Origin of the sequence: Roseitalea sp. MMSF_3546, assembly GCF_030732865.1 — a bacterium.
Classification (GTDB): domain Bacteria; phylum Pseudomonadota; class Alphaproteobacteria; order Rhizobiales; family Rhizobiaceae; genus Roseitalea.
In genome coordinates, this window is sequence record NZ_JASHKB010000032.1 from 1 (window position 1) to 23,545 (window position 23,545).

The 23,545-nt window shown below is 66.0% G+C and carries 23 protein-coding genes; 5 read left to right on the top strand and 18 right to left on the bottom strand.

The features are described from left to right. Positions 1-257: 257 nt before the first annotated feature. From sdhA to RBB34_RS17820, 4 genes are all read right to left on the bottom strand, one after another. Positions 258-2,105, bottom strand: coding sequence for a succinate dehydrogenase flavoprotein subunit (sdhA, locus tag RBB34_RS17805; protein WP_306120596.1), 1,848 nt, complete (start codon positions 2,103-2,105; stop codon positions 258-260). A gap of 1 nt (position 2,106) precedes the next feature. Next, positions 2,107-2,487, bottom strand: coding sequence for a succinate dehydrogenase, hydrophobic membrane anchor protein (gene sdhD, locus RBB34_RS17810; protein WP_306120597.1), 381 nt, complete (start codon positions 2,485-2,487; stop codon positions 2,107-2,109). Between the two features lie 10 nt (positions 2,488-2,497). Next, on the bottom strand, positions 2,498-2,917 hold the full coding sequence (gene sdhC / locus RBB34_RS17815; protein WP_306120598.1) for a succinate dehydrogenase, cytochrome b556 subunit: 420 nt from the start codon (positions 2,915-2,917) through the stop codon (positions 2,498-2,500). A 220-nt stretch (positions 2,918-3,137) separates the two neighbouring features. Beyond that, entirely contained in the window at positions 3,138-3,485 is a 348-nt protein-coding gene (locus RBB34_RS17820) for a hypothetical protein (RefSeq protein ID WP_306120599.1), read from the bottom strand. A 141-nt stretch (positions 3,486-3,626) separates the two neighbouring features. Here RBB34_RS17820 and RBB34_RS17825 point away from each other — a divergent pair, with 141 nt between their 5' ends. Continuing rightward, positions 3,627-4,574 carry an AEC family transporter gene (locus RBB34_RS17825; protein WP_306120600.1) on the top strand — a complete coding sequence of 316 codons (948 nt, stop codon included), beginning with the start codon at positions 3,627-3,629 and terminating at the stop codon, positions 4,572-4,574. 7 nt (positions 4,575-4,581) lie between these two features. Here the strand turns inward: RBB34_RS17825 and RBB34_RS17830 are convergent, their stop codons facing one another. Both RBB34_RS17830 and leuC read right to left on the bottom strand, forming a co-directional pair. Further along, positions 4,582-5,769 carry a GGDEF domain-containing protein gene (locus tag RBB34_RS17830; RefSeq protein WP_306120601.1) on the bottom strand — a complete coding sequence of 396 codons (1,188 nt, stop codon included), beginning with the start codon at positions 5,767-5,769 and terminating at the stop codon, positions 4,582-4,584. 161 nt (positions 5,770-5,930) lie between these two features. Continuing rightward, positions 5,931-7,337, bottom strand: coding sequence for a 3-isopropylmalate dehydratase large subunit (leuC, locus tag RBB34_RS17835; RefSeq protein ID WP_306120602.1), 1,407 nt, complete (start codon positions 7,335-7,337; stop codon positions 5,931-5,933). A gap of 138 nt (positions 7,338-7,475) precedes the next feature. Here leuC and RBB34_RS17840 point away from each other — a divergent pair, with 138 nt between their 5' ends. Then, positions 7,476-7,664, top strand: a complete 189-nt coding sequence (locus RBB34_RS17840; protein ID WP_306120603.1) for a hypothetical protein — start codon at positions 7,476-7,478, stop codon at positions 7,662-7,664. An 18-nt stretch (positions 7,665-7,682) separates the two neighbouring features. Here the strand turns inward: RBB34_RS17840 and bchJ are convergent, their stop codons facing one another. The 5 genes from bchJ to rimM form a co-directional block, all read right to left on the bottom strand. Next, a complete protein-coding gene (gene bchJ, locus RBB34_RS17845; protein ID WP_306120604.1) occupies positions 7,683-8,330 on the bottom strand; it encodes a bacteriochlorophyll 4-vinyl reductase in 648 nt (215 codons plus the stop codon). A 37-nt stretch (positions 8,331-8,367) separates the two neighbouring features. Then, positions 8,368-10,068, bottom strand: coding sequence for a magnesium-protoporphyrin IX monomethyl ester anaerobic oxidative cyclase (bchE, locus tag RBB34_RS17850; RefSeq protein ID WP_306120605.1), 1,701 nt, complete (start codon positions 10,066-10,068; stop codon positions 8,368-8,370). Positions 10,069-10,219: 151 nt separating this feature from the next. Beyond that, positions 10,220-10,741, bottom strand: a complete 522-nt coding sequence (gene rplS, locus RBB34_RS17855; RefSeq protein ID WP_306120606.1) for a 50S ribosomal protein L19 — start codon at positions 10,739-10,741, stop codon at positions 10,220-10,222. Between the two features lie 186 nt (positions 10,742-10,927). After that, positions 10,928-11,641 (bottom strand): tRNA (guanosine(37)-N1)-methyltransferase TrmD, encoded by a 714-nt coding sequence (trmD, locus tag RBB34_RS17860; RefSeq protein ID WP_306120607.1) that lies wholly within the window; start codon positions 11,639-11,641, stop codon positions 10,928-10,930. Then, on the bottom strand, positions 11,638-12,231 hold the full coding sequence (gene rimM / locus RBB34_RS17865; RefSeq protein WP_306120608.1) for a ribosome maturation factor RimM: 594 nt from the start codon (positions 12,229-12,231) through the stop codon (positions 11,638-11,640). The genes trmD and rimM overlap by 4 nt, the downstream gene beginning before the upstream one ends. A gap of 22 nt (positions 12,232-12,253) precedes the next feature. On the opposite strand from rimM, the gene RBB34_RS17870 reads away from it, so the two are divergent. From RBB34_RS17870 to RBB34_RS17880, 3 genes are all read left to right on the top strand, one after another. After that, positions 12,254-13,201 carry a tyrosine recombinase XerC gene (locus RBB34_RS17870; RefSeq protein WP_306120625.1) on the top strand — a complete coding sequence of 316 codons (948 nt, stop codon included), beginning with the start codon at positions 12,254-12,256 and terminating at the stop codon, positions 13,199-13,201. Positions 13,202-13,260: 59 nt separating this feature from the next. Then, positions 13,261-14,337 carry a TraB/GumN family protein gene (locus tag RBB34_RS17875; protein ID WP_306120609.1) on the top strand — a complete coding sequence of 359 codons (1,077 nt, stop codon included), beginning with the start codon at positions 13,261-13,263 and terminating at the stop codon, positions 14,335-14,337. Between the two features lie 110 nt (positions 14,338-14,447). Beyond that, positions 14,448-14,645 carry a hypothetical protein gene (locus RBB34_RS17880; protein WP_306120610.1) on the top strand — a complete coding sequence of 66 codons (198 nt, stop codon included), beginning with the start codon at positions 14,448-14,450 and terminating at the stop codon, positions 14,643-14,645. Between the two features lie 96 nt (positions 14,646-14,741). On the opposite strand, the gene RBB34_RS17885 is transcribed toward RBB34_RS17880, so the two are convergent. The 7 genes from RBB34_RS17885 to sucD all read right to left on the bottom strand — a co-directional run bounded on the left by RBB34_RS17885 (position 14,742) and on the right by sucD (position 23,544). Then, positions 14,742-15,518 (bottom strand): MipA/OmpV family protein, encoded by a 777-nt coding sequence (locus tag RBB34_RS17885; protein ID WP_306120611.1) that lies wholly within the window; start codon positions 15,516-15,518, stop codon positions 14,742-14,744. Positions 15,519-15,703: 185 nt separating this feature from the next. Further along, a complete protein-coding gene (locus RBB34_RS17890; RefSeq protein WP_306120612.1) occupies positions 15,704-16,204 on the bottom strand; it encodes a pyridoxamine 5'-phosphate oxidase family protein in 501 nt (166 codons plus the stop codon). Positions 16,205-16,269: 65 nt separating this feature from the next. After that, a complete protein-coding gene (gene lpdA, locus RBB34_RS17895) occupies positions 16,270-17,679 on the bottom strand; it encodes a dihydrolipoyl dehydrogenase (RefSeq protein WP_306120613.1) in 1,410 nt (469 codons plus the stop codon). Between the two features lie 33 nt (positions 17,680-17,712). After that, entirely contained in the window at positions 17,713-18,003 is a 291-nt protein-coding gene (locus RBB34_RS17900) for a hypothetical protein (protein ID WP_306120614.1), read from the bottom strand. Positions 18,004-18,180: 177 nt separating this feature from the next. Then, complete coding sequence (gene odhB, locus RBB34_RS17905; protein WP_306120615.1) at positions 18,181-19,476, bottom strand: 2-oxoglutarate dehydrogenase complex dihydrolipoyllysine-residue succinyltransferase; 1,296 nt, start codon at positions 19,474-19,476, stop codon at positions 18,181-18,183. Positions 19,477-19,516: 40 nt separating this feature from the next. After that, on the bottom strand, positions 19,517-22,507 hold the full coding sequence (locus tag RBB34_RS17910; RefSeq protein ID WP_306120616.1) for a 2-oxoglutarate dehydrogenase E1 component: 2,991 nt from the start codon (positions 22,505-22,507) through the stop codon (positions 19,517-19,519). 116 nt (positions 22,508-22,623) lie between these two features. After that, positions 22,624-23,544, bottom strand: coding sequence for a succinate--CoA ligase subunit alpha (sucD, locus tag RBB34_RS17915; RefSeq protein ID WP_306120617.1), 921 nt, complete (start codon positions 23,542-23,544; stop codon positions 22,624-22,626). Between the last annotated feature and the right edge of the window lies 1 nt (position 23,545).

Sequence of the window (23,545 nt, forward strand, 5' to 3'; positions counted from 1 at the left end):
GATCGGTGGGCCGGGCCGGTTTGGCTCAATTCCTGCGGCCTTCGGCTCGGCCGTATCCCGATACGCCCTTCGCCAAAGCCCTTGACCTTGAACCAAATCGGCTCCGGCAGAATGGTTCAATCTCATCACAGAACACTCTAGATGCCCGTTCTTGGCACCGGATATCGCAAAGGGGTTTCGTTTGGCTTAAGCGGCACCCGCAGACGTGCCAGAACGACCGTCGGCCGGCGCCGGCGCGCGCGATGCCCGCGCCAAGCTCAGTAGACGCGGGCCTTGGGGGCGATCTTGTCGAGCGAAATGCCCTCGGCGATCAGCTCCGTGCGCACCGGCCGGTAGTCGAGCGTCACCGCGCCGGTCTCGCTCATCCATGACAGGGTGTGCTTGCGCCAGTTCTCGTCGTCGCGTCCGTCCATCGGCCCGTCCTTGAAGTCCTCGCGCGCATGGGCGCCGCGGCTTTCCTTGCGCGCCTCGGCCGAATAGACCGTCGTCATCGCACAGGCCATCAGGTTTTCCAGTTCGAGCGTCTCGACGAGGTCGGAGTTCCAGATCATCGAGCGATCCGACACGCGGATGTCGGCCAGGCCCTGAAAGGCGGCGTCCATGCGCCGGCACCCCTGCTCCAGGGTTTCCTGCGTACGGAAGACGGCGGCGTCCTCCTGCATGATCCTTTGCATCTTTTCGCGCAGTTCGGCGGTCGGCGTCCCGCCATTGGCGTGTCGCAGGCGGTCGAAACGGTCCATGATCGTGTCGCAGGCCGCCTCGTCGACCGCCGGCACGGGCGCGTCGCGATCGACGATCTGGCCGGCGCGGATCGCCGCGGCGCGGCCGAAGACGACAAGATCGATCAGCGAGTTCGATCCCAGCCGGTTGGCGCCGTGCACCGAGGCGCAGCCCGCTTCGCCCACTGCCATCAGGCCCGGCGCGACCGCATCGGGATCGTCCTTTGTGGGATTGAGGACCTCGCCCCAGTAATTGGTCGGGATGCCGCCCATATTGTAGTGGACCGTCGGCAGAACCGGAATGGGCTCGCGGGTCACGTCCACGCCGGCGAAGATTCGCGCGCTTTCGGAGATGCCCGGCAGCCGCTCGGCCAGCACCGCCGGATCGAGATGGTCGAGATGCAGGTGGATGTGATCGGCATTCTTGCCGACGCCGCGGCCCTCGCGGATCTCCATGGTCATGCAGCGCGAGACGACGTCGCGGCTGGCCAGATCCTTGGCCGAGGGCGCATAGCGCTCCATGAAGCGCTCGCCCTCGGAATTGACAAGATAGCCGCCCTCGCCGCGCGCACCCTCGGTGATCAGGCAGCCCGCCCCGTAGATGCCGGTGGGGTGGAACTGCACGAACTCCATGTCCTGCAGCGGCAGGCCGGCACGCGCGATCATGCCGTTGCCGTCGCCGGTGCAGGTATGCGCCGAGGTGGCCGAGAAGTAGGCCCGGCCATAGCCGCCGGTCGCCAGCACCACCAGCTTGGCCGAGAAGCGATGGATCGTACCGTCATCGAGGTTCCAGGCGACCACGCCCGTGCAGGTGCCGTCCTCGTCCATCAGAAGATCGATGGCGAAATACTCGACGAAGAATTGCGCGTTGTTCTTCAGGCTCTGGCCGTAGAGCGTATGCAGGATGGCGTGGCCCGTGCGGTCGGCGGCCGCGCAGGTGCGCTGCACGGGCGGGCCCTCGCCGTAATTCTGCATGTGGCCGCCGAACGGGCGCTGATAGATGCGCCCGTCCTCGGTGCGCGAGAACGGCACGCCATAGTGCTCGAGTTCGTAGACCGCCTTGGGGGCCTCCATGGCCAGATACTGCATGGCGTCGACATCGCCGAGCCAGTCCGAGCCCTTGACCGTGTCGTACATGTGCCACTGCCAGCTGTCGGGCGTCATGTTCTGCAGGCTCGCGGCGATGCCGCCCTGCGCGGCGACGGTGTGCGAGCGCGTCGGAAACACCTTGGTGATGCAGGCGGTTCTCAGGCCCTGTTCGGCCATGCCGAGCGTGGCACGCAGGCCGGCGCCGCCGGCGCCGACGACGACGACGTCGAACTTGTGGTCCTCGAGGGTGTAGGCGCGGCCGTTCACGCCGGGCGCGCCATTTCCATTGGTGCTCATGTCAGCTTCCGAAGCCCATTTTCAGAATGGCGAAGATGGCCGTCAGCGCGACCACGGCCGTGAAGAACACATTGGCGAGCAGCAGCGCGAACTTCATCGCCTCGCCGTGAATATAGTCCTCGATGATGACCTGCATGCCGAGCTTGGCGTGATAGAGCGCCGACACCACGACCGCCAGCATCACGATCGCAACGAACGGATTGCCGAACGCCGCCGTCACCGTTGCATGATCGCGGCCCAGCAACGTCATCAGGATGAAGACAAAGGCGATCAGAAGCGGAATGTTGGCGAGGGCCGTCAGGCGCTGGCGCCAGAAATGGCGAGTCCCGTCCTTGGCCGAGCCGAGCCCGCGGGCGCGTTTGAGAGGCGTTGTGAGCGACATGTCCTTCTCCTCACCTTACGCCGAGCGCGATCAGCCAGATCAGCACGGTGAGCACCGCCGAACCGGCAAAGGAGGCCTTGGCCAGCACCGTGGAGACCGGCTTGCTGTCATACAGACCCATGTCCCACAGAAAATGGCGTATGCCGCCGAGCATGTGGAGCATCAGCACCCAGCTGTAGACGAACAGGACCAAGAGGCCGAACCACGAACTCAGAACGCCGTTCGCCAAGGCGAAGGCACCGGGCCCCGTCGCGGCGGCGATCAGCCACCAGGCAACCAGGAGCGTGCCGAAATAGAGCGCCCCGCCGGTGAAGCGATGCATGATCGAAGCGATCATGGTCGGCACGAGCCGATAGATCGACAGATGGGGCGAGAGCGGGCGCTGCCTGCGCGGCGTACCCGATCGGCTTGACGTGGATGTCGATGACACGGCCTTCCCCTTGGTTGATCCGCCGCAATCGCGGCACCGGCGGCGCGGTGCGGCATGTCCGGTCGCGGCTTTTTGCAGGTGTTCTAGAGCGCCTTTTGCACTGCGTCAAAGCCCGTGAGAGGTTTGGACGTCCGCAATTGGTCTCAGACCTGGTCGCCACCGAAAAGGCAGGACATTTCAATCGATTGGATATGTGACCGGCGCGCCACCGGGCGGCAATTCAGCGGCGCTGACAGTCGGCGGGACGCTGGCCGGCGGCGAACCAGCTTGCCCGCACGCCGTCGAAGACCAGCGCATAGCCCGTCTTGGCGTAACGCTCGCGCTGGCCGGGCGGATCGGGCGGCAGCACCACCTCGACACCGCGGCTGTCGGAGATTGCGAGCATGCCATCGTTGCTGACGATTGTCAGCTGCGCCCCGTCGGTGCATTGCCACTGGCCCTGTCGCCGCGGCTCCGGCGAGACTGCCGAACCAGCGAAGAACTGGCAGCCAGTCAACGTGAGGGTTGCAAGCAGCACCGGCACGGCAACCAAAGCGCGAATCATCTGCATCCGCCGCGGATACGCCATCGAATGAGGCTGCACAAGCGCGATTTCTTGCGGGCCGCTTCGCGCGCGGGACCCGACGCGACGGCCGGCGCCTCGCCAGGGCGGCGCATTTGCCCTATGCACACGGCGGCCCGACCCCACACCGCCATGGATGCCGCTGCCGTGTTCGCAATCCTTGTAACCGTCGCGCCTGTCTTCCTGCTGATCGCGGTCGGCTACGGTGCGGTGCGCCTTGACTATCTCAAGGGCGAGCTGACCGACACGCTGAACATCTTCGCCGTGCGGGTCGCCGTACCGGCGCTGCTGTTTCAGGCCATGGGCCGGCTCGACCTGGCCCAGGCGTTCTCGCCGCCGCTGCTGGTGAGCTATTATGCCGGTGCCTATGCCTGTTTCGCTATCGCGATCGTCCTGGCGCGCACCGTTTTCCGGCGTCGACCCGGCGAGAGCGTCGCGGTCGGGTTCGCCGCCACGTTTTCCAATTCGGTCCTGCTGGGCATCCCGATCATCGACCGCGCCTATGGCGCCGAAACCGTTACCGTCGCCTTCGGCATCATCGCCCTGCATGCGCCGCTGATCTACGCGACCGGGATGATCACGATGGAACTGATGCGCCGCGACGGCCGCCCCCTGGGCGAGACGCTTCGGGCTGCCTTGCGCTCGATCCTCGCCAATCCGCTCATGGCGGGCATTCTGGCCGGGCTTGCCGTCAATGCGGGCGATGTCACCCTGCCCGAGCCGCTCGATGCGGCGATCGCCATGCTGGCTGCGGCCGCAATTCCGGCCGCGCTGGTGGGCATCGGTGCATCCTTGACCCGCTACAAGATGACCGCCGCGCTGCCCGAGACGTTGACGGTCTCCGCCCTGTCGCTGGTCGTCCATCCGCTGATCGCGCTGGTGCTGTCGCACTATGTCTTCGGCCTTTCCAGCATCGCCGTGCACGCTGCGGTCGTCATCGCTGCGATGCCGCCGGGCGTGAACATCTACATCTTCGCCAGCCTTTATGACCGGGCCGTCGGTCTTGCCGCCTCGGCGCTGCTGCTGGCGACGGTGCTGGCCGTGGGCACGGTGACGGTCTGGCTCTATGTCGTCGACACGCTCGCGCCGCTGTGACAGGCGCTCAGGCGCTGCGCCGTCCGCCGGAGCGCGAGGCGCGCGGCGGCCCGTAACCGTCGGCGACGCAGACCGCGTTGCGGCCCTGCCGCTTGGCCCGGTAGAGCGCCCGGTCCGCGTCGACGAGCGCGCCTTCCATGCCGCCCTCGCCGATCATGGCCACGCCGAAACTGGCGGTGGTCGACAACCCGGCATCGATCAGGCCGTCCAGTTCGACCTCAATCGCCGCGCGCAGCGAATGCGCCAGTGCACGGGCCGTGGCCAGATTGACGCGGCGCAGAACGATGGCGAATTCCTCGCCGCCAAGTCGCCCGGCGACATGGGGCGGGCCGACATGCCGGCCCAGAATATCGGCGACCGCCATGATGACGCGATCGCCCACATGGTGACCATAGGTGTCGTTGACCGACTTGAAGCGGTCGATGTCGATCATGATCAGCGCCGACGGTGTCACCGCACCATCCTTGGCCGTGTCGAGAAAGCCGCGCCGGTTGAGCATGCCGGTCAGCGCATCGGTGAGCGATGCCTGCCGGTAGCCGCTCGCCAGATCGCTCATGACATGGAAGAAGACGCCCGCCCCGATGCCGAACAGCGCTGTCAGATAGGCGATGTTGACGACCGCCCCATAGGCCTCGACCTGCTCGGCGAAGCTCATCGTCGTATCGAGCTGGATCCAGGCGGCGACAACCGGCCGCAGCAGAGCGGCGACCGCCGGCCCCAGTGCAAGACAGGCCAGAAAGCGGTGCTGAAAGCCGGCCCCCGGGGCGCGCAACAGCGTCACCGCCAGATAGACCATAACCATGGCGTGCCACAGGCTCACCGTGACAAGGCGCGCGACATCGATCTCCGAAAGGCCCATGAGGGCGAACGCGGTGAGCGTGCCGACGACGAACAGCCCCCACAGGAAACGGTGAGACAGGCGCAGGCGAAACGCGCCGGCAAAGCCATAGGCCAGCGCGATGAACCCCAGCCCCTGGCACACTTCGACGAAGACGAGCGACAAGGCGGTGTAGGGCGCAACGATCGACAGCAGGTAGAAGACGCCGTTGGCCATCAGCGCGGCGGCCGCCGCCAGATACCACAGCACGTGCCGGGCCTTCTTGTCGAACACATAGGCGGCGATGAACAGCCCGATGAAGTTCAGGCCGAACAGAATGCCGACTGCCGCTATGATGCCTGCAATGCTCAGTGCCACATTCCTGCGCCCCCGGTCGCGCCCAGCATAGCCGGGCAAGCTTAAGGGGTCGTGAAAGCGGCACGCAAAAGACGCAACACGCAACTGCTACAGGCAAAAGTTGCCGTGCGGTCGCCTCGCCTGGTCCGTCGATTGCCCTGCCGGCCTTGTGCTGGCCGCGGTCAGAGCTTGCGCACGTCCACGAAATGGCCGGCAATGGCGGCCGCGGCGGCCATGGCCGGCGAGACAAGGTGCGTTCTGCCCTTGTAGCCCTGCCGACCCTCGAAATTGCGGTTCGAGGTCGACGCGCAGCGTTCGCCGGCCTTGAGCCGGTCGTCGTTCATCGCAAGGCACATCGAACAGCCCGGCTCGCGCCAGTCGAACCCGGCCGCCTTGAAGATCGCATCCAGCCCCTCGGCCTCGGCCTGCGCCTTGACGAGGCCCGAACCGGGCACGATCATCGCGTCGACGCGCTCATGCACACGCTTGCCCTCGACAACGCGGGCCACCGCCCGCAGATCCTCGATGCGCGCATTCGTGCACGAGCCGATGAAGACCCGGTCGAGTTCGATGTCGGTGATCTTCGTTCCCGGCTTGAGACCCATATAGTCGAGCGCCCGCCATTTGGAGGCGCGCTTGTTGGCGTCCTCGATATCGTCGGGATCGGGCACCACGCCCTCGACCGACACGACATCCTCGGGAGAGGATCCCCAGGAGACGATCGGCGGCAGGACCGCGGCATCGAGCGTGACGATCTTGTCGAAATGGGCATCGTCGTCACTGTGCAGTGTCTTCCAGTAGTCGAGCGCCATGTCCCAGGCCTTGCCTCTGGGCGCGCGCGGCCGGTCCTTGATGTAGGCGAAGGTCGTCTCGTCGGGCGCGATCATGCCGGCGCGGGCACCGCCCTCGATCGACATGTTGCACACCGTCATCCGCCCTTCCATCGACAGGGCGCGGATCGCTTCGCCCGCATATTCGATGACATGGCCCGTGCCGCCGGCCGTGCCGATCTCGCCGATGATGGCGAGGATGATGTCCTTGGCGGTCACGCCCTCGGGCGCCACGCCGTCGACCCGCACCAGCATGTTCTTGGCCTTTGACTGGATCAGCGTCTGCGTCGCCAGCACATGCTCGACCTCGGAGGTGCCGATGCCGTGCGCCAGCGCGCCGAAGGCGCCGTGCGTCGAGGTGTGGCTGTCGCCGCACACGATCGTCATGCCCGGCAGGGTGAAGCCCTGTTCGGGTCCGACGATATGCACGATGCCCTGGCGGCGATCGCTTTCGGAATAGTACTCGATGCCGAAATCGGCGGCGTTCTTGGCCAGCGCCTCCACCTGGATCCGGCTTTCGGCGTTCTTGATGCCCAGATGCCGGTCGGGCGAGGTCGGCACGTTATGGTCGACAACGGCGAGCGTGCGCTCGGGCTGGCGAACCGTGCGGCCCGCCATGCGCAGCCCCTCGAACGCCTGCGGGCTGGTGACCTCGTGGACAAGGTGCCGGTCGATATAGATCAGGCTGGTGCCGTCTTCGGCCTCGTGGACCAGGTGATCGTCCCAGATCTTGTCATAGAGCGTGCGCGGCGCGGCCATGGCGGCGTGTCCCGTTCGATTGTGATGAATTCGCTCTCGCCGATATGCACATGGCGGGCACAAGGGTCAAGGACGGGGCTTGGCTGGCTGGGCGCAATGCGCTAAATTGGAACAGAAGGTGAAAACAGGTTTGCTGTGATGACCGATCAGGAGCGAAAGGAATGGGATCTCAAGCTGCGCACGCTCGACGCCGAGATCGCCAATCTCAACGCGCAGACCGCCAAGCTGACCACCGAGAACCGCTGGTATGTCGTGGTGATCACGTCCGGCGTGACATTGGCGGGCATCGCGGTGGCGCGGCTGTTGATGGGATTGTCGGTCGGATAGGGGTTTGCTTCCCCACCATCATGCTTTGACGATCCCGAACCGGCAGGCCTCGCCGCCATGGCCGACGCATTCGGTCTCGTGGATGGTCATCGCCGGATCGACCAGCGCGGTGAACAGGCGGCGAAACACCGCTACGTGCCAGATGCACGAGGAAAACCCGCTCCGCCCCAGACAGAGTGGGTTGGCGTTGATTGCGATGAAGTCTGCGCCCGTATCGATTTGTGCCTGCCCGGCGAACGTCCACGCGTTCCCGGCGATGGCCCTGATCAGCATCCGTCGCGCCAGCGGCGCCGGCAGCAGCGCCAGCAGCCGCTTGGCCGCTCCGGGAATGCGGTTGGCCAGGATGTAGTCCCCCGTCAACGCGCCGGCCCGCTCCATCACAGCCGCCGCCGTTGCGGCGTCGAGCCGGGCGGCGATCTCGCCGTTGAGCGCGTTGACGATGTCCGCTTCGACCATGCCGTCGGGGTCGCGCTCGGACAGGCTGGCCAGGCCGGCCGCTGCGAGGATGGCCTGCCGCGCCCCGGCGCCGGCGATCTGGTCGAGCGCCGCGCGCGTCTGGATGATCGCGTTCGGCCCGACCGTGTGGCGGCCAGCCGAAACGCCTGCGCCGGCGGGCTCGGCGAAGGGGCGGGCATCGAGCGTTCCGGCGTCGGGCATGGCGCTCATCGATCGATCCTCCTGCCGGCGCGCCGCGAAGGCGCGGCTACTCGGCCGGCTCGCGGAAATCGTCGGTCGGCAGCTTGACGCGCGGCTTCTTCGGCCGATGGGTGGCGGTCGGAAGGCCCGAATAGTCCGCCATCTGCTCGGTGCCGCCGCCGCAGGCCATCGGCACGCCCTCCTGGTTCGTCTCGATCTTCTTGCGCGCCTCGGCAAGCGCCACCTTCTTGTCGTGGATCGCCGTCCAGTCATCGAGCTGGGCCTTGGCGATCTTGCGGCTGGTGTCGAACTTGAAGTCGACCTTGTCCTTCGATTGCGGGCCCCAGTAATTGTGCTCGCCCAGATCGTAGAACTTGCGCTGGAAGCCGGCCTTCAGGAACGCCTTCAGGCAGCCGAGCAGATAGCGGCGCCGGAAGCCCGTGCCGCGCCAGGGATAGTGGAACAGCGCCTTCTTGGAGTAGAACCGCCGGTAATTGTTCATCACCCGGTCGAGCAGTTCGGCCCGATCCATCGCGTCGGGCTTCATGATCGGCGTGACGAAATTGTACTTGGAAAAATCGAACACCTCGACCTTGTCGCCCAGTTCCTGGAACAGCGGCGTGAACGGCCACGGCGTATACATCGCCCAGTTGGCAAGGTCGGGCTGCCAGTCCCAGGCCATGCGGTAGGTTTCCTCGAGCGTCTCCGCGGTTTCGTTGTTCAGCCCGACGATGAACTGCGCCTCCACGAAGATGTCCGCATCGCGCAAGAGCTTGATCGCGCGCTTGTTGTCCTCGACCTTGGTTTCCTTGTTGAACTGGTCGAGCTTGAGCTGGGCCGCCGCCTCGGTGCCCAGCGAGACGTGCACCAGCCCCGCCCTGCGATAGAGCGGCAACAGCTTTTCGTCGCGCAGGATGTCGGTGACGCGCGTGTTGATGCCCCATTTGATCTTGTCGGGCAGGCCGCGCGCGATCAGCTCCTCGCAGAACTCGATGAACTTCTTGCGGTTGATGGTCGGTTCCTCGTCGGCGAGAATGAAGAAGCCGACGCCATGGTCGTTGACGAGCGTCTCGATCTCGTCGACCACGGCTTTCGGATCGCGCACGCGATAATCGCGCCAGAACTTCCACTGCGAGCAGAATGAGCAGGTGAAGGGGCAACCCCGCGCCATGTTCGGGATCGCCACCTTCACCCCGAGCGGGACATAGATGTACTTGTCCCATTCAAGAAGCGACCAGTCCGGGTCGATCGCCTCCAGATCCTTGACGGTCGGGGCGGCGGGCGTCGCGATGATCTCGTCGCCGTCGATGAAGGCCAGCCCCTTGATGGTGTCGCGTTCGGACGGCCAGCGCCCCTCGGCGACGGCGGTGACCAGTTCGGCGAAGATCTCCTCGCCCTCGCCGCGCACGATCACGTCGACCCACGGCGCTTCGGAGAGCACCTGCTTGTACATGAAGGTGGCGTGCACGCCGCCGAGCACGCGCACCGCGTCCGGGCAGACCTGGCTTGCGATCTTCAGGACCTGTTCGGCCACATAGATGGACGGCGTGATCGCCGTGGTGCCGACGATGTCGGGCTGCAGGTCGGCGAGACGCTTGCCCAGATCGACATCGTCGATGTGGTTGGTCATCGCGTCGATGAAGGTGACCTTGTCGAAGCCCGCCTTCTTCAGCGAGCCGGCCAGATAGGCCACCCAGGCCGGCGGCCAGTTGCCGGCGATCTCCGCACCGCCCGAGTGATAGTTGGGGTGGACGAGTACGACATGCATGGCGGGCCTCCCGGACGTGTTTCGGGACAGGCTACGCCATGGCTGTCAACTTGAATTGACATATGTCAACGTCAATGCGCGCTGGGTAGCGGGCTGCATCGCCGTGCCGGCGCTTGTTCGGCCGCTTCCCGACGAAACAGACGCGCCGGGCCTAGCCCTGGCTCTCGCCCTCGCCTGCTTCGCTTGCCTTTGCCGCTTCTTCGGCTGCCTTTTCGGCGGCCAGCGCCTCGGCGGCGGCGACCTTTTCGGCCTCGATGCGCGCGCGCTCATCGGCGGCGGCCCGGCGCTCGGCCTCGTTCAGCTTGCGTGCGCGGGCGCCGGTGTCCTCGGCGATGCGGGCCTTCTTGCCGCGCAGGGCGCGCATGTAATAGAGCTTGGCCCGGCGCACCTTGCCGCGGCGCACCACCTCGACCTTCTCGACCAGCGGCGAATAGAGCGGAAAGACGCGCTCGACGCCCTCGCCATAGGAGATCTTGCGCACGGTGAAGTTCTGGTTCAGGCCCGAGCCGGCGCGTGCGATGCACACGCCCTCGAAGGCCTGCAGGCGCGTGCGCTTGCCCTCGGTGACGCGCACCTGAACGCGCAGCGTGTCGCCCGCCGAGAAGTCGGGCATGGTGCGCTTGTCGTCGATCTTTGCGGCCTGCTCGGCCTCGAGCTGGCGGATGATATCCATGGTCTGCGTCCTCTTGTTCTTCTGGACCGCCAGAGCGTTCGCGATGGCCGCAAGACGGGACCGTCAGGTCGTCGCATCGTGCGGCCTGGCCCGGAGGCCGGAGCGGTGGTCGTGCCCGTAATTGCCGTTGAGATGAGGGTCTGCGCCCAAATTTCCGCGCGGGCATACATCAAATCCGGGCGCTTGTCACCCGTTTTGCTTGTCCGGCCGGGCGCAATGCCGCGCCCACAGATCGGGCCGCCTTCGCTTGGTCAGCGCCTCGGCCTGCGCGCGTCGCCACGCGTCGATCTTGGCATGATTGCCGGACGACAGCACCTCCGGGATCGTTCGCCCCTCCCAGCGGGTCGGGCGCGTATAGTGCGGATGTTCAAGCAGCCCCGCCTCGAAGCTCTCGCTTTCGCCCGAGGCGCGGTTGCCCATCACGCCGGGGAGCAGACGCACCACCGCATCGAGCAGCACCTGCGCAGCGACCTCTCCGCCCGAAAGCACATAATCGCCGATCGACACTTCACGCAGCGAGCGCCCTTCGATCACGCGCTCGTCGACGCCCTCGAACCGGCCGCACACGATCGTCAGGCCCGGTCCCGATGCCCAGTCGCGCACCATGGCCTGCGTCAACGGTGCCCCGCGCGGGCTCATCAGCAGGCGCGGCCGCGCATCGTCCGGCGGCGAGACGGCATCGATCGCCCGCCCCAGCACATCGGCGCGCATCACCATGCCCGGCCCGCCGCCGGCCGGCGTGTCGTCGACGCTGCGATGCCGGTCGGTGGCGAAATCGCGGATCTGCGCGACCTCGAGCGACCAGCGCCCCTCCTCGAGCGCCTTGCCGGCGAGCGCCTGGCCGAGCGTGCCCGGAAACATGTCCGGATAGAGCGTCAGCACCGAGGCCCGGAAGGTCATGGCTCCTCCCCGCCATCGGGCGCCGCGACGATCTCGCCCGGCGGCACCAGCACGAGCCGGCCGGCGGCGAAATCGATCTCGGGCACGACCGCGCGCGTGAACGGATAGAAGGCCGCGTGTCCGTCGCCATGGCGCAGCTCGATCATGTCGCCGGCGCCGAAATTGTGCATGGCGACGACCCGGCCGAGCGGCGCGCCTTCGCCGTCGACCGCCTGCAGACCCACCAGGTCGTCGATATAGAATTCGTCCTCCTCGAGCCCCGCCGCAGGCAGGCGGCTGCGCGCGACATAAAGCTCGGTGCCGTTGAGCCTTTCGGCCGCCTCGCGGCCTCGCACCTGCCTGAAGGTGACCACGACCACGCTCCTGGCCGGCCGGATGTCGGTAATCTCGTAGGTGTTGCCGTGCTTGTCGTGCAGCGGCCCGTATTCGCCCAGCGCCAGCGGATCGCCGGTATAGGCCTTCACGCGCAGCTGGCCGCGCACGCCATGCGGCGCGCCGATCACACCCATCAGGACGTCGCGTTCGGGCTTCGTCATCGCGCCCGGATAGTCGCTTTTCGCGCATCGGCCAAGCCGTGCGCCATCAAGCATGTGGTAACCCGCGCGGCGCTAGATTGCCTGCATGCCCGACGACCTGCTGCCCGCCCGCCCCGACCTGATCGCCGCCCGCAGGGCCTGGCTCGACAAGCTGGCCGGCGAACGGCGCCTTTCGGCCAACACGATCGCCGCCTATGAACGCGACACGCGCCAGTTCCTGCACTTTCTGGCCGATCATCAGGGCGGTCCGCCGGACCTGAAAGACCTCGCCGATCTCAGGCCCATGGATCTGCGCGCCTTTATGACGCGCCGCCGCGCCGGAGGCGCGGGTGTGCGCACCATGGCGCGCGGGCTTGCCGGCGTGCGTTCCTTTCTGCGCCATCTCGAGCGCGCGGGGCTGGCCAATGCGGCGGCTGCCACGGCCATGCGCGCCCCGCGCCAGCCGCGCGCGCTGCCAAGGCCGCTGACCGCAAGCGACGCGTCCACCCTCGCCCAGGCCGAAAGCCAGCTCAAGACCGAGCCCTGGATCAATGCGCGCAACGCTGCCATCTTCACGCTTCTTTACGGCTGCGGCCTGCGCATCGGCGAAGCCCTGGCGCTCAAGGGCGAGGCGCTGGCCGACAATACGGCGACGGCACTGACCGTCACCGGCAAGGGCGGCAAGACGCGCCTGGTACCGCTGCTGCCGGTGGTCCTGGAGGCCGTGTCGGCCTATCGGGCACTGTGCCTCTTCGATCTGGCGGCTGGGACGCCGCTGTTTCGCGGACTGCGCGGCGGCCCGCTCCAGCCCGCCGTCCTGCAGCGCGACATGCGGGCGCTGCGCGGCGCGCTCGGCCTGCCCGAGACGGCAACGCCGCACGCGCTTCGCCATTCCTTCGCCACCCACCTTCTGGGTTCGGGCGGCGATCTGCGCACCATCCAGGAACTGCTCGGCCATGCCAGCCTGTCGACCACCCAGCTCTACACCGGCGTCGACACGGACCGCCTGCTCAGCGCCTGGCGGGCGGCGCATCCGCGCGCTTAACCAAACGTTCATCGCCACGTTTAACCGAAACGTTGCGGTTCCCACATAGGCTGCGACCCATGCGCATCACCTCATTGCAAGCCATTGCCGTCGCCGACCGCCTGAGCGGGCCGGCCCTGTCGCTGCTCGCCGCAATCAATGTGCTGTTCGTCGCGGTGGTTCTCGGGACGGCCTTCGCCGCCGGCGCCCGCGCCGAAACGCTGCCGGCCTGCCAGGGGCGCAACCTGCTCGAAAGCCTTAAGGCGGACGAGCCAGGGACCTACGCCGACATTCTCGCCGCCGGCGAGGCGACCATCAATGGCGACACGCTCCTGTTCCGCATCGAAAGGGACGGGCTCGCCCCCTCCCATGTCTTCGGCACGATGCACATGACCGATCCGCGCGTCACCGAGTTGCCGCCGGCCGCCGCCGAGGCGTTCGATGCGGCGCGCACCGTGGCCATCGAGACGACCGAGATCCTCGACCCGCAACAGGCGCAGACGGCGCTCCTGTCCAAGCCCGAACTGACCATGTTCACCGGCACGGGGCGGCTCAGCGACTTTCTCGACGATGCCGACCGCCAGGTGCTCAAGGACGGGCTTGCCGAGCGCGGCCTGCAACTGGCGCTGATCGACCGCATGAAGCCCTGGCTCGTCGCCGGCATGGTGGCGCTGCCGGAATGCGAGACGGCGCGCAAGCAGGCGGGCGCGCAAATTCTCGACATCGCCCTGGCGATGCGCGCCAAGGCCGAGGGCAAGCGGCTCGTCGGGCTCGAGACCATGGTCGAGCAACTCGAGGCCATGGCCTCCCTGCCCATGGCGTTTCACGTGAAGGGCCTGGTCGAGACCGTCGCGCTCGGCGCGATGATCGACGACATCAACGAGACCATGGTCATGCTCTACGATCAGGGCCGCATCGGGCTCGTCTGGCCGGTGCTGCGCGCCATGGCACCCGCGGCGGCCGGCGACGATGTCGGCTATGCCGAGTTCGAACGCACCATGGTCAATGCCCGCAACCGTACCATGGCCGAACGCGCCATGCCGCTGATCGAACAGGGCGGCGCCTTCATAGCCGTCGGCGCGCTGCACTTGCCGGGCGAAGAGGGCGTGCCGGAACTGCTCGCAAGGGCCGGCTATCAGGTCACCCCCGTGCGCTGAGCGCAACCGGGCGAAAAAGTCCGGCCCGATCTGTTCCCTTTGCCAAAAGCGGTCCTGTGCCCTAACTTTGACGTGTTCCGTCGTGGGACCGCAACGAAGGGAGCTCGTCCATGCCGATGAAGACCTTGTCGCTCACAGCCGCGTTTTTCCTGGCTGCCGCCACCGCCGCATCCGCGCAATGCAGCTGGAGCAAGCAGACCGTCGCGCAAACGCCGGTGGACACCAAGAAGATGTCGCAGACGCAGATGGCCGAGGCACCGGTCGATCTGTGGCTGGTCGAATATCTCGAGGCCTGGGAACAGGCCTGAGCGAATTGCCGATTTTCCGTTGACTTTCTGGCCCGGCCGGCACCCGCAATGGCCGGGTTCTTTCATCGTGTTAGGGTCTTTCGCCCATCGCCAGACCTAGAACGCGATGTCGAACTTGCGCACCAGACCCACGGCAACCCCGAACTGATCGCGCGTGCCAATGGCCGTGATCGGTGAACTGGCCGCATCGCCGACCAGGCGATCGTAGCTCGCCTTGCCCTCGATGGCCCAGTCCGGTCCGAGCTCGCGCCTTGCACCCAATTCCACGCCGACCGACTTGATCCCGGCATCTGCATCATAGGCGGCAAAACCCGCCGTGCCGGCCGGCACCGAGAAATAGGTGTCCATGTAGCTGTCGTCGGCATAGGACACGCGCGGTCCCGCCAGCAACGTGACATCCATGCTCGGGCGCACGATCACGTCGGCGCCGGCTTCGCCAACCCAGCCTTGATGGCCGCCGAAGCCACGCCGGAGATTGGCGTGGATCCTGTAGGCCGGCGCCTCATAGGACGCCTCGAGGCCGAATTCGAATGCGCGGTCGACATCGGCGAGCGGCATCAGGGCCGGTGTGTCATCGCCGGTGCGCGGGCCGCGCAGGTTGAACGAGGGGCCGAGCGAGAACCCGCCCTCGCGCCCGCCGATCTGGAACCCGTTCGACAGCGTCAGGCGCTCGATGCGGATCAGCGGCAACGGGCTGACCTTGAAATCGGTCGACCCCTCATAGAGCGGGGTCACGGACACGCCGATGCCGATCTCGCCCTTGATGCCGGGCGCGGCGGCACCGTCGTCCCAGCCCTGGGCGACGGCGGGTTTGGCCAGCCCGAAAGCCATGGCGATCGCTGCGGCGCAAAACGCCGTCCGTCCTGTTGTCATCGAAGTCCCCGTCCGAATGGTCCTTGCGTGATACGAAGGACTGGCCGGCGTGCCAAGTCAATCCGTATCGTTGCGGCAATTTACGCGCGAAATCGAAAACGGATCGGCCGGAACGGACGATTTGAGTGTCAGCGTAAACGCCCGGTTAACCCGACCACGCACGCAACGGGCGTCGCGGCAAGGCTTCAGAACGTGATTGCCGTCTTGTAGCCGACCTCGGGCTCGTGGCTCGACACATTGGCGCGGGCGATCTCCCAGCCGAACTTGAGCGTGCTGTCGGTCGACGCCCAGATCTCGGCATCCGCAGGCACGAAACGCAGCATGGTCATGCGCGGATCGTCCTTGCCCTGCTCGTACCAGGCCTCGACCATGGGCGACCAGAACCGGTCGACATGCGCCTGATCCATGTGCCGAGTCAGGTGTCCGCGCAGGCAGGCATGATAGTCATGGTCCTTGCCGACGACGCACAGATGCACCAAGCCGCCACTGTCGCCCACGGCCTCGACGAGGTCGGTATCGGTCTTGGTGAAGAACCAGATCGCTTCCTCGTCGCGCGCCACCATGGGCGCCATGGGCTGCATGTGCTGGGTATGATCGGGACTGCCGAGCATGACGGCGTGACTGTCCTCGATCGCCTCCCAGAGCTGGCCCTTGGGATCGTTTCTGGTCTTCTGGATGTCCGCCATTGCCTGTCTCCTGGTTTCCCAGGGCAAACAGGCGGGCAGCGCGATGGTTCCGCGGCGGGCCCCGCTCAGATGTGGAGCGCCTTGCCCGAGGAGGCGGCGAGCGCGGCTTCGCGCACCGCCTCGCTCATCGTCGGATGCGCATGGCAGGTGCGCGCCAGATCCTCGGAGGAGCCGCCGAATTCCATCAGCACGGCGCATTCATGGATCAGGTCGCCGGCGCCCCGGCCGACGATGTGCACGCCCAGCACGCGGTCGGTGGCCTTGTCGGCGAGGATCTTGACGAAGCCGTCGGTGGCGAGCATGGCGCGCGCCCGCCCATTGGCGCTGAACGGGAACTTGCCGACCGTGTATTCGACACCGTCGGCCTTGAGCTCTTCCTCGGTCTTTCCGACCGAGGCGACCTCGGGCTCGGTATAGACGACATTGGGAATGACGCCGTAATTGACATGGCCATGCTGGCCGGCGATGCGCTCGGCCACCGCCATGCCCTCGTCCTCGGCCTTGTGTGCGAGCATCGGCCCCCGGATCACGTCTCCGATCGCCCACACGCCCGGGATCGACGTCTGCCAGTGCTCGTCGACCTCCACGCGGCCGCGCTCGTCGAGCACGATGCCGCATTTCTCCGTCCCCAGCCCCTCGGTATAGGGCTTGCGGCCGGTCGCCACCAGAACGACATCGGCATTGAGCGTTTCGGAATCCCCCCCGGCGACCGGTTCGAACGTCACATGGGCGCCCTGGCCGGCCTTGTGCACGTCGGTCACCTTCGCGCCGAGCTTGAAACCGATGCCCTGCCGGGCGAGCATCTTCTGGAATTGCCGAGCGACATCGCCATCCATCCCGCCAAGGATCGTGTCGAGATACTCGACCACGGTCACCTTCGAACCGAGCCGCGACCACACCGAGCCCATCTCGAGCCCGATCACGCCGCCGCCGACCACGATCATGGTCTCGGGCACCGACGCGAGCCTGAGCGCGCCGGTCGAGGAGACGATTACCTCTTCATCCAGATCGAGATCGACGCCCGGAATGCCGGCGACGTCCGAACCGGTGGCGATGACGATGTTCTTGGCCTCGATCTCCTGCGCTTCGCCCTCGGCGGGCGTCACCTGCACCTTGCCTTCGCCAAGGATCGTCCCGGTGCCCTCGATGACGTCGATCTTGTTCTTCTTCATCAGGAAGGCGACGCCATCGACATTGGACTTCACGGTTGCGTCCTTGTGCGCCATCATCGCCTTCAGGTCGAGCTTGGGCGTGCCGACATCGACGCCCAGCGTCGCCAGACTGTGGCCGGCCTGATGGAAGACCTCGGAGGCGTGCAGCAGCGCCTTGGACGGAATGCAGCCGATGTTCAGGCAGGTGCCGCCGAGCGTCGGCCATTTTTCGACGATCGCCGTCTTCAGGCCGAGCTGCGCGCATTTGATGGCACACACATAGCCGCCCGGCCCCGAACCGATTACCACGACATCATAGCTCATTTTCTGCTGTCCCCTCTGGCGGCGGCGTGTTGATTAGCTGGCGAGTTCAAGGATGGCGGCTTGACGTTCGGCACGTTGGCGCAAAGCGATCGTATCCAGTTCGACTTCATCACCCTCATCATCGATCCAGAAAACGTGGTTGCCCCATTCATCGATCGCGCAGTTCTCGAAGCGGAGCGGATCGTCCCGGAGAAAGGCAAAGATCGTCCCTCGTGCAAAGACCGGGCGCAGATCGACAATCGCCTCGTGGCCGTCCTCCCATCTCAGCTTCAGGACGCCAAAGAGCACCGGCTCTGCGCTTTTCAGACGGACGATCTCACTCATCGATCTTTCCAGGCTTTTGATTCTCACTCGCCAGCGACCATGCGTGAACCAGCGGGCGTTGGCACCCTAGCAGATCCTTCTCGCGCAAGTGCTCCACGAGCGCCGGTCGGACGGTAAAGGCGACGGCGACCTTGCGTTAGCCCCACTCCTCACTGGTCGGCCTGCAATGTATCCATCTCAAAGATCCAGCACGAACCGCTCGGGATCTTCCAGGCTCTCCTTGACGCGGACCAGGAACGTCACCGCCTCCTTGCCGTCGACGATGCGGTGGTCGTAGCTGAGCGCCAGATACATCATCGGCCGGATCACCACCTCGCCGTTCAGCGCGACCGGGCGCTCCTGGATCTTGTGCATGCCCAAAATGCCCGACTGCGGCGCGTTCAGGATCGGCGAGGACATCAGCGAGCCGTAAACCCCGCCATTGGAGATCGTGAACGTTCCGCCCTGCATGTCGGCCATCGACAGGCTGCCCTCGCGCGCCGCCTTGCCCAGCCTGCCGATTTCCAGTTCGATCTCGGCGATCGACATCGCATCGGCATCGCGCACCACCGGCACGACCAGGCCCTTGTCGGTGCCGACGGCAACGCCGATATGGGCATAGTTCTTGTAGATGATGTCGGTGCCGTCGATCTCGGCATTGACCGAAGGGATCTCCTTGAGCGCGTGGGTGACCGCCCGCGTGAAGAAGCCCATGAAGCCGAGCTTGACGCCGTGCTTCTTCTCGAACAGCTCCTTGTACTTGGCGCGCATCGCCATGACCGCGCTCATGTCCACCTCGTTATAGGTGGTCAGCATGGCGGCGGTGTTCTGCGCATCCTTCAGCCGCCGCGCGATGGTCTGGCGCAGCTTGGTCATGCGCACGCGTTCCTCGCGCGCCGCGTCCTGCTCGGTCGATGGCGCGCGCGGCGCCTTGGGCGCTTGGGCCGGTCTTGGCGCTTCGGCGGGCCGGCTCTCGCCCTTGCCCGATAGCGCTTCGATCACGTCGCCCTTGAGCACCTGCCCGCGCTTGCCGCTGCCGCCGATCCGGCTGGCATCGAGCTCCTGCTCGGCGATCAGCTTGGCCGCCGACGGGGCGGGGGGCATGTCGCCCCTGGCTTCCTTCATGCCGGGCGATTCCACCTCGGATGCCTCGCTGGCGGGAAAGTTCTCCGGCTCGTCGCCATGGGCGCCGACCGGCGCCGGCTCGCCCTCTTGCGCCGCCGGCGCCTTTTCGGCCTTGCCGTCGCCCGCCGCCTCGCCCTCGGCGAGCACGCCGAGCAGCGCGTCCACCTCGACCGTGTCGCCTTCATTGGCGACGATCTCGCCCAGCGTGCCGGCGCCGGGCGAAGGCACTTCGAGCGTGACCTTGTCGGTCTCCAGTTCGACCAGCGTTTCCCCGTCGCTGACCGAGTCGCCCGGTTTCTTGAACCATTGGCCGATCGTGGCCTCGGTCACCGATTCACCGAGCGTGGGTACGCGAATTTCTTTTGCCATTTGACGTCCTCAGACCAGCCAGTCACTCAACTCATGTTCGTCAGTCGCCCAGCGCGTCCTCCAGGAACGCATCGAGCTGCGCCTTGTGCGTGCTCATAATACCGCTCGCCGGCGAGGCCGCGGCCGGCCGGCCGGTATAGCGCACCCGCGCATGCTTGGCGTTGATGTGGGCCAGCACCCATTCCAGATAGGGATCGATGAACGCCCATGCACCCATGTTCTTGGGCTCTTCCTGGCACCAGACCATCTCGGCGTTCTTGAACCGCGAAAGCTCGGTGATCAGCGCCTTGGCCGGGAACGGGTAGAGCTGTTCGACCCGCAACAGGTAGATGTCGTTGATGCCGCGCTTTTCGCGCTCCTCGTAAAGGTCGTAATACACCTTGCCCGAACACATCACCACGCGCCGGATCTTCGAGTCCGTCACCAGCGAGATCGCCTCGCCCTTGCGGTACTCGGCATCGTCCCACAGCAGCCGGTGGAAGGCGCTCTCCCCGCTCATCTCGGCCAGTGTCGATGTCGCGCGCTTGTGGCGCAGCAGCGACTTGGGCGTCATCAGGATCAGCGGCTTGCGGAAATCGCGCTTGAGCTGGCGGCGCAGGATGTGGAAATAGTTCGCCGGCGTCGTGCAGTTGGCGACCTGCATGTTGTCTTCGGCGCACATCTGCAGGAAGCGTTCGAGCCGCGCCGAGGAGTGCTCCGGCCCCTGGCCCTCATAGCCATGCGGCAGCAGGCAGACCAGGCCGGACATGCGCAGCCATTTGCGCTCGCCCGACGAGATGAACTGGTCGAACACGACCTGCGCGCCATTGGCGAAGTCGCCGAACTGCGCCTCCCAGAGCGTCAGCGCGTTCGGCTCGGCCAGCGTATAGCCGTATTCGAAGCCCAGCACCGCCTCTTCCGACAACATGGAGTTGATGATCTCCACGCGACCCTGGCCGGGCCTGATCTCGTTGAGCGGCATGTAGCGCGCCTCGATCTCCTGGTCGTAGAGCACCGAATGGCGCTGCGAGAAGGTGCCGCGCTCGACATCCTGGCCCGAAAGCCGCACGCCGTATCCCTCAAGGCACAGCGATCCGAACGCCAGCGCCTCGGCCGTCGCCCAGTCGATGCCCTCGCCGCTCTCGATCATCTTGGCGCGATTGTCGAGGAACCGCCGGATCGTGCGGTGCAGGTTGAAGTCTTCGGGCACCTGGGTCAGCCGCTTGCCGACCTCCTTGAGCGTCTTGAGCGGCACGTTGGTCTTGCCGCGCCGCCGCTCGTCCTCGGTGTCGGCGCGCTGCAGACCCGACCATTTGCCGTCCAGCCAGTCCGCCTTGTTGGGCCTGTAATCCTCGCCGGCCTGGAACTCGATCTCCAGATTCTCGCGCCAGTCGGTCTTCCACTTCTCCACGTCGTCGACCGTCACCAGCCCCTCGGCGATGACCTTTTCCGAATACAGTTGCACCGTCGTCTTGTGCTTGCGGATGGTGCGATACATGATCGGCTGGGTGAAGGCCGGCTCGTCGCCCTCATTGTGGCCGAACCGCCGGTAGCAGAACATGTCGATGACCACCGGCTTGTGGAATTTCATACGGAATTCGATGGCGACCTTGGCGGCGTAGACGACCGCCTCCGGATCGTCGCCATTGACGTGGAAGATCGGCGCCTCGATCATCTTGGCGACATCGGACGGATAGGGTGACGATCGCGACAGATAGGGATTGGTGGTAAAGCCGATCTGGTTGTTGATGATGAAGTGGATCGAGCCGGCCACGCGATGACCGCGCAGCGCCGACAGGCCGAAGCACTCGGCGACCACGCCCTGGCCGGCAAACGCCGCATCGCCGTGAAGCAGCAGCGGCAGCACCTCGACCCGCTCGTCGAGCGGCACGATCTCGGGGCGGTGGGCGCCGCCGGCGAGCTGGTCCTGCTTGGCCCGCGCCTTGCCCAGCACCACCGGATTGACGATCTCCAGATGCGAGGGGTTCGCCGTCAGCGACAGATGCACCGTGTTGTCGTCGAATTCGCGGTCCGACGATGCGCCCAGATGATACTTGACGTCGCCCGATCCCTCCACGTCGTCCGGAACGAACGAGCCGCCCTTGAACTCGTTGAACAGCGCCCGGTGCGGCTTGCCCATCACCTGGGTCAGAACGTTCAGCCGGCCGCGATGGGCCATGCCCAGCACGATGTCCTTGAGGCCGAGCTGACCGCCGCGCTTGATGATCTGCTCGAGCGCCGGGATCAGCGACTCGCCGCCATCGAGGCCGAAGCGCTTGGTGCCCTTGTACTTGACGTCGATGAACTGCTCGAAGCCCTCGGCTTCGATCAGCTTCTGCAGGATCGCCTTCTTGCCGTTGGGCGTGAAGGCGACGCCCTTGTCCGGCCCCTCGATGCGCTCCTGAAGCCACGACTTCTCCTCGGGATTGGAGATGTGCATGAACTCGACGGCCATCGTGCCGCAATAGGTGCGCTTGAGGATCTCCAGCATCTGCGGGATCGTGGCGTATTCCAGCCCCAGCACATGGTCGATGAAGATCGGCCGGTCGTAGTCGCTTTCCCGGAAGCCATAGCTCGCCGGGTGCAGTTCGTTGTAGTCCTCCTTGTGCCCGGCAAGTCCGAGCGGATCGAGGTCGGCATGCAGGTGCCCGCGCATGCGGTAGGCGCGGATCATCATGATCGCCCGCACCGAATCGCGCGTGGCGCGCTGCAACTGCTCGTCGGTTATGACGACGCCTTCGGCCTTCGCCTTCTCGGCGATCCGGCCGTTCATGTGGGTTTCGACCTCGCCCCAGTCGCCGTCCAGCGCCGAGGTCAGTTCGCCATTGGGAATGACCGGCCAATTGTCGCGCTCCCAGGAGGGACCCTCGGCGGTCTTGCGCACCTCGATCGGATCTTCCGACAAGCCCTCGAAGAAGGCGCGCCACTCGTCGGACACCGAGCCCGGGTCGTCCTCGTATCGCGCCTGCATCTGCTCGATGTAGAGCGCGTTGCCGCCATAAAGGAACGATGTCTCGGCGAAGATTTCGTTGGCGCTGTTCTTGCGTGCCATGTCTGTCACCTGTCCGGCTGTGTCAGTTCCGGTTGTTGTCCAATGCCAGACCGGCCGCTTTGCGGCAGCCGGTCCGTGTCCGTACCCTTGCCCGAGCGTGGCGGCGGCATGCGCATTCAGCCCTTGAGCACCTCCACCAGCGTCTTGCCGATCTGCGCGGGCGACGGCGACACGGTAATGCCCGCCGCCTCCATTGCCCTGATCTTGTCCTCGGCGCCGCCCTTGCCGCCCGAGATAACGGCGCCGGCATGGCCCATGGTGCGGCCGGGCGGCGCGGTGCGGCCGGCGATGAAGCCGACCATCGGTTTCTTGCGGCCCTTTTCGGCCTGCTCTGTCAGCCAGGCGCAGGCGTCTTCCTCGCCCGACCCGCCGATCTCGCCGATCATCACGATGGACTCGGTCTGGGCATCATCGAGGAACATGTCGAGCATGTCGATGAATTCGCTGCCCTTGACCGGGTCGCCGCCAATGCCGACGGCGGTCGACTGGCCCAGCCCCGCATTGGTGGTCTGGAAGACGGCCTCATAGGTCAGCGTGCCCGAACGCGACAGGATGCCGACCGACCCCTTCTTGAAGATGTTGCCGGGCATAATTCCGATCTTGCATTCATCGGGCGTCAGCACGCCCGGGCAATTCGGCCCGATCAGCCGCGATCTCGACTTGGCCAGCCGCGCCTTGACCTTGACCATGTCCATGACCGGAATGCCCTCGGTGATGCACACGATCAGCGGGATCTTGGCGTCGATCGCCTCGATGATCGCATCGGCCGCGCCGGCGGGCGGCACGTAGACCACTGTCGCATTGGCGCCCGTCGCCTTCTTGCCTTCGGCGACCGAGGCGAAGATGGGCAGTTCGGTGCCGGCCTTGTCGCCTGCGCCCTCACCGGCGGTCCAGTTCTGCCCGCCCTTCTTGGGATGGATGCCGCCGACCATCTTCGTGCCGTGATAGGCCAGTGCCTGCTCGGTGTGGAACGTGCCGGTCTTGCCGGTCAGCCCCTGCACGAGCACCTTGGTGTTCTTGTTGACGAGAATGGACATG

What these genes read in the sequence shown, in the direction of transcription:
- RBB34_RS17820 (WP_306120599.1), bottom strand. Translation starts at nt 3,485, where the DNA reads ATGGCGTATCCGCGGCGGATGCAGATGATTCGCGCTTTGGTTGCCGTG.
- bchE (WP_306120605.1), bottom strand. Translation starts at nt 10,068, where the DNA reads ATGCATGTCGTACTCGTCCACCCCAACTATCACTCGGGCGGTGCGGAG.
- RBB34_RS17910 (WP_306120616.1), bottom strand. Translation starts at nt 22,507, where the DNA reads ATGGCACGCAAGAACAGCGCCAACGAAATCTTCGCCGAGACATCGTTC.
- trmD (WP_306120607.1), bottom strand. Translation starts at nt 11,641, where the DNA reads ATGACCTTCCGGGCCTCGGTGCTGACGCTCTATCCGGACATGTTTCCG.
- leuC (WP_306120602.1), bottom strand. Translation starts at nt 7,337, where the DNA reads ATGGCCGCGCCGCGCACGCTCTATGACAAGATCTGGGACGATCACCTG.
- bchJ (WP_306120604.1), bottom strand. Translation starts at nt 8,330, where the DNA reads ATGAGCGCCATGCCCGACGCCGGAACGCTCGATGCCCGCCCCTTCGCC.
- sdhA (WP_306120596.1), bottom strand. Translation starts at nt 2,105, where the DNA reads ATGAGCACCAATGGAAATGGCGCGCCCGGCGTGAACGGCCGCGCCTAC.
- sucD (WP_306120617.1), bottom strand. Translation starts at nt 23,544, where the DNA reads ATGTCCATTCTCGTCAACAAGAACACCAAGGTGCTCGTGCAGGGGCTG.
- RBB34_RS17840 (WP_306120603.1), top strand. Translation starts at nt 7,476, where the DNA reads ATGACCGATCAGGAGCGAAAGGAATGGGATCTCAAGCTGCGCACGCTC.
- rplS (WP_306120606.1), bottom strand. Translation starts at nt 10,741, where the DNA reads ATGGATATCATCCGCCAGCTCGAGGCCGAGCAGGCCGCAAAGATCGAC.
- RBB34_RS17880 (WP_306120610.1), top strand. Translation starts at nt 14,448, where the DNA reads ATGCCGATGAAGACCTTGTCGCTCACAGCCGCGTTTTTCCTGGCTGCC.
- RBB34_RS17885 (WP_306120611.1), bottom strand. Translation starts at nt 15,518, where the DNA reads ATGACAACAGGACGGACGGCGTTTTGCGCCGCAGCGATCGCCATGGCT.
- sdhD (WP_306120597.1), bottom strand. Translation starts at nt 2,487, where the DNA reads ATGTCGCTCACAACGCCTCTCAAACGCGCCCGCGGGCTCGGCTCGGCC.
- RBB34_RS17900 (WP_306120614.1), bottom strand. Translation starts at nt 18,003, where the DNA reads ATGAGTGAGATCGTCCGTCTGAAAAGCGCAGAGCCGGTGCTCTTTGGC.
- RBB34_RS17890 (WP_306120612.1), bottom strand. Translation starts at nt 16,204, where the DNA reads ATGGCGGACATCCAGAAGACCAGAAACGATCCCAAGGGCCAGCTCTGG.
- RBB34_RS17875 (WP_306120609.1), top strand. Translation starts at nt 13,261, where the DNA reads ATGCGCATCACCTCATTGCAAGCCATTGCCGTCGCCGACCGCCTGAGC.
- rimM (WP_306120608.1), bottom strand. Translation starts at nt 12,231, where the DNA reads ATGCTTGATGGCGCACGGCTTGGCCGATGCGCGAAAAGCGACTATCCG.
- odhB (WP_306120615.1), bottom strand. Translation starts at nt 19,476, where the DNA reads ATGGCAAAAGAAATTCGCGTACCCACGCTCGGTGAATCGGTGACCGAG.
- lpdA (WP_306120613.1), bottom strand. Translation starts at nt 17,679, where the DNA reads ATGAGCTATGATGTCGTGGTAATCGGTTCGGGGCCGGGCGGCTATGTG.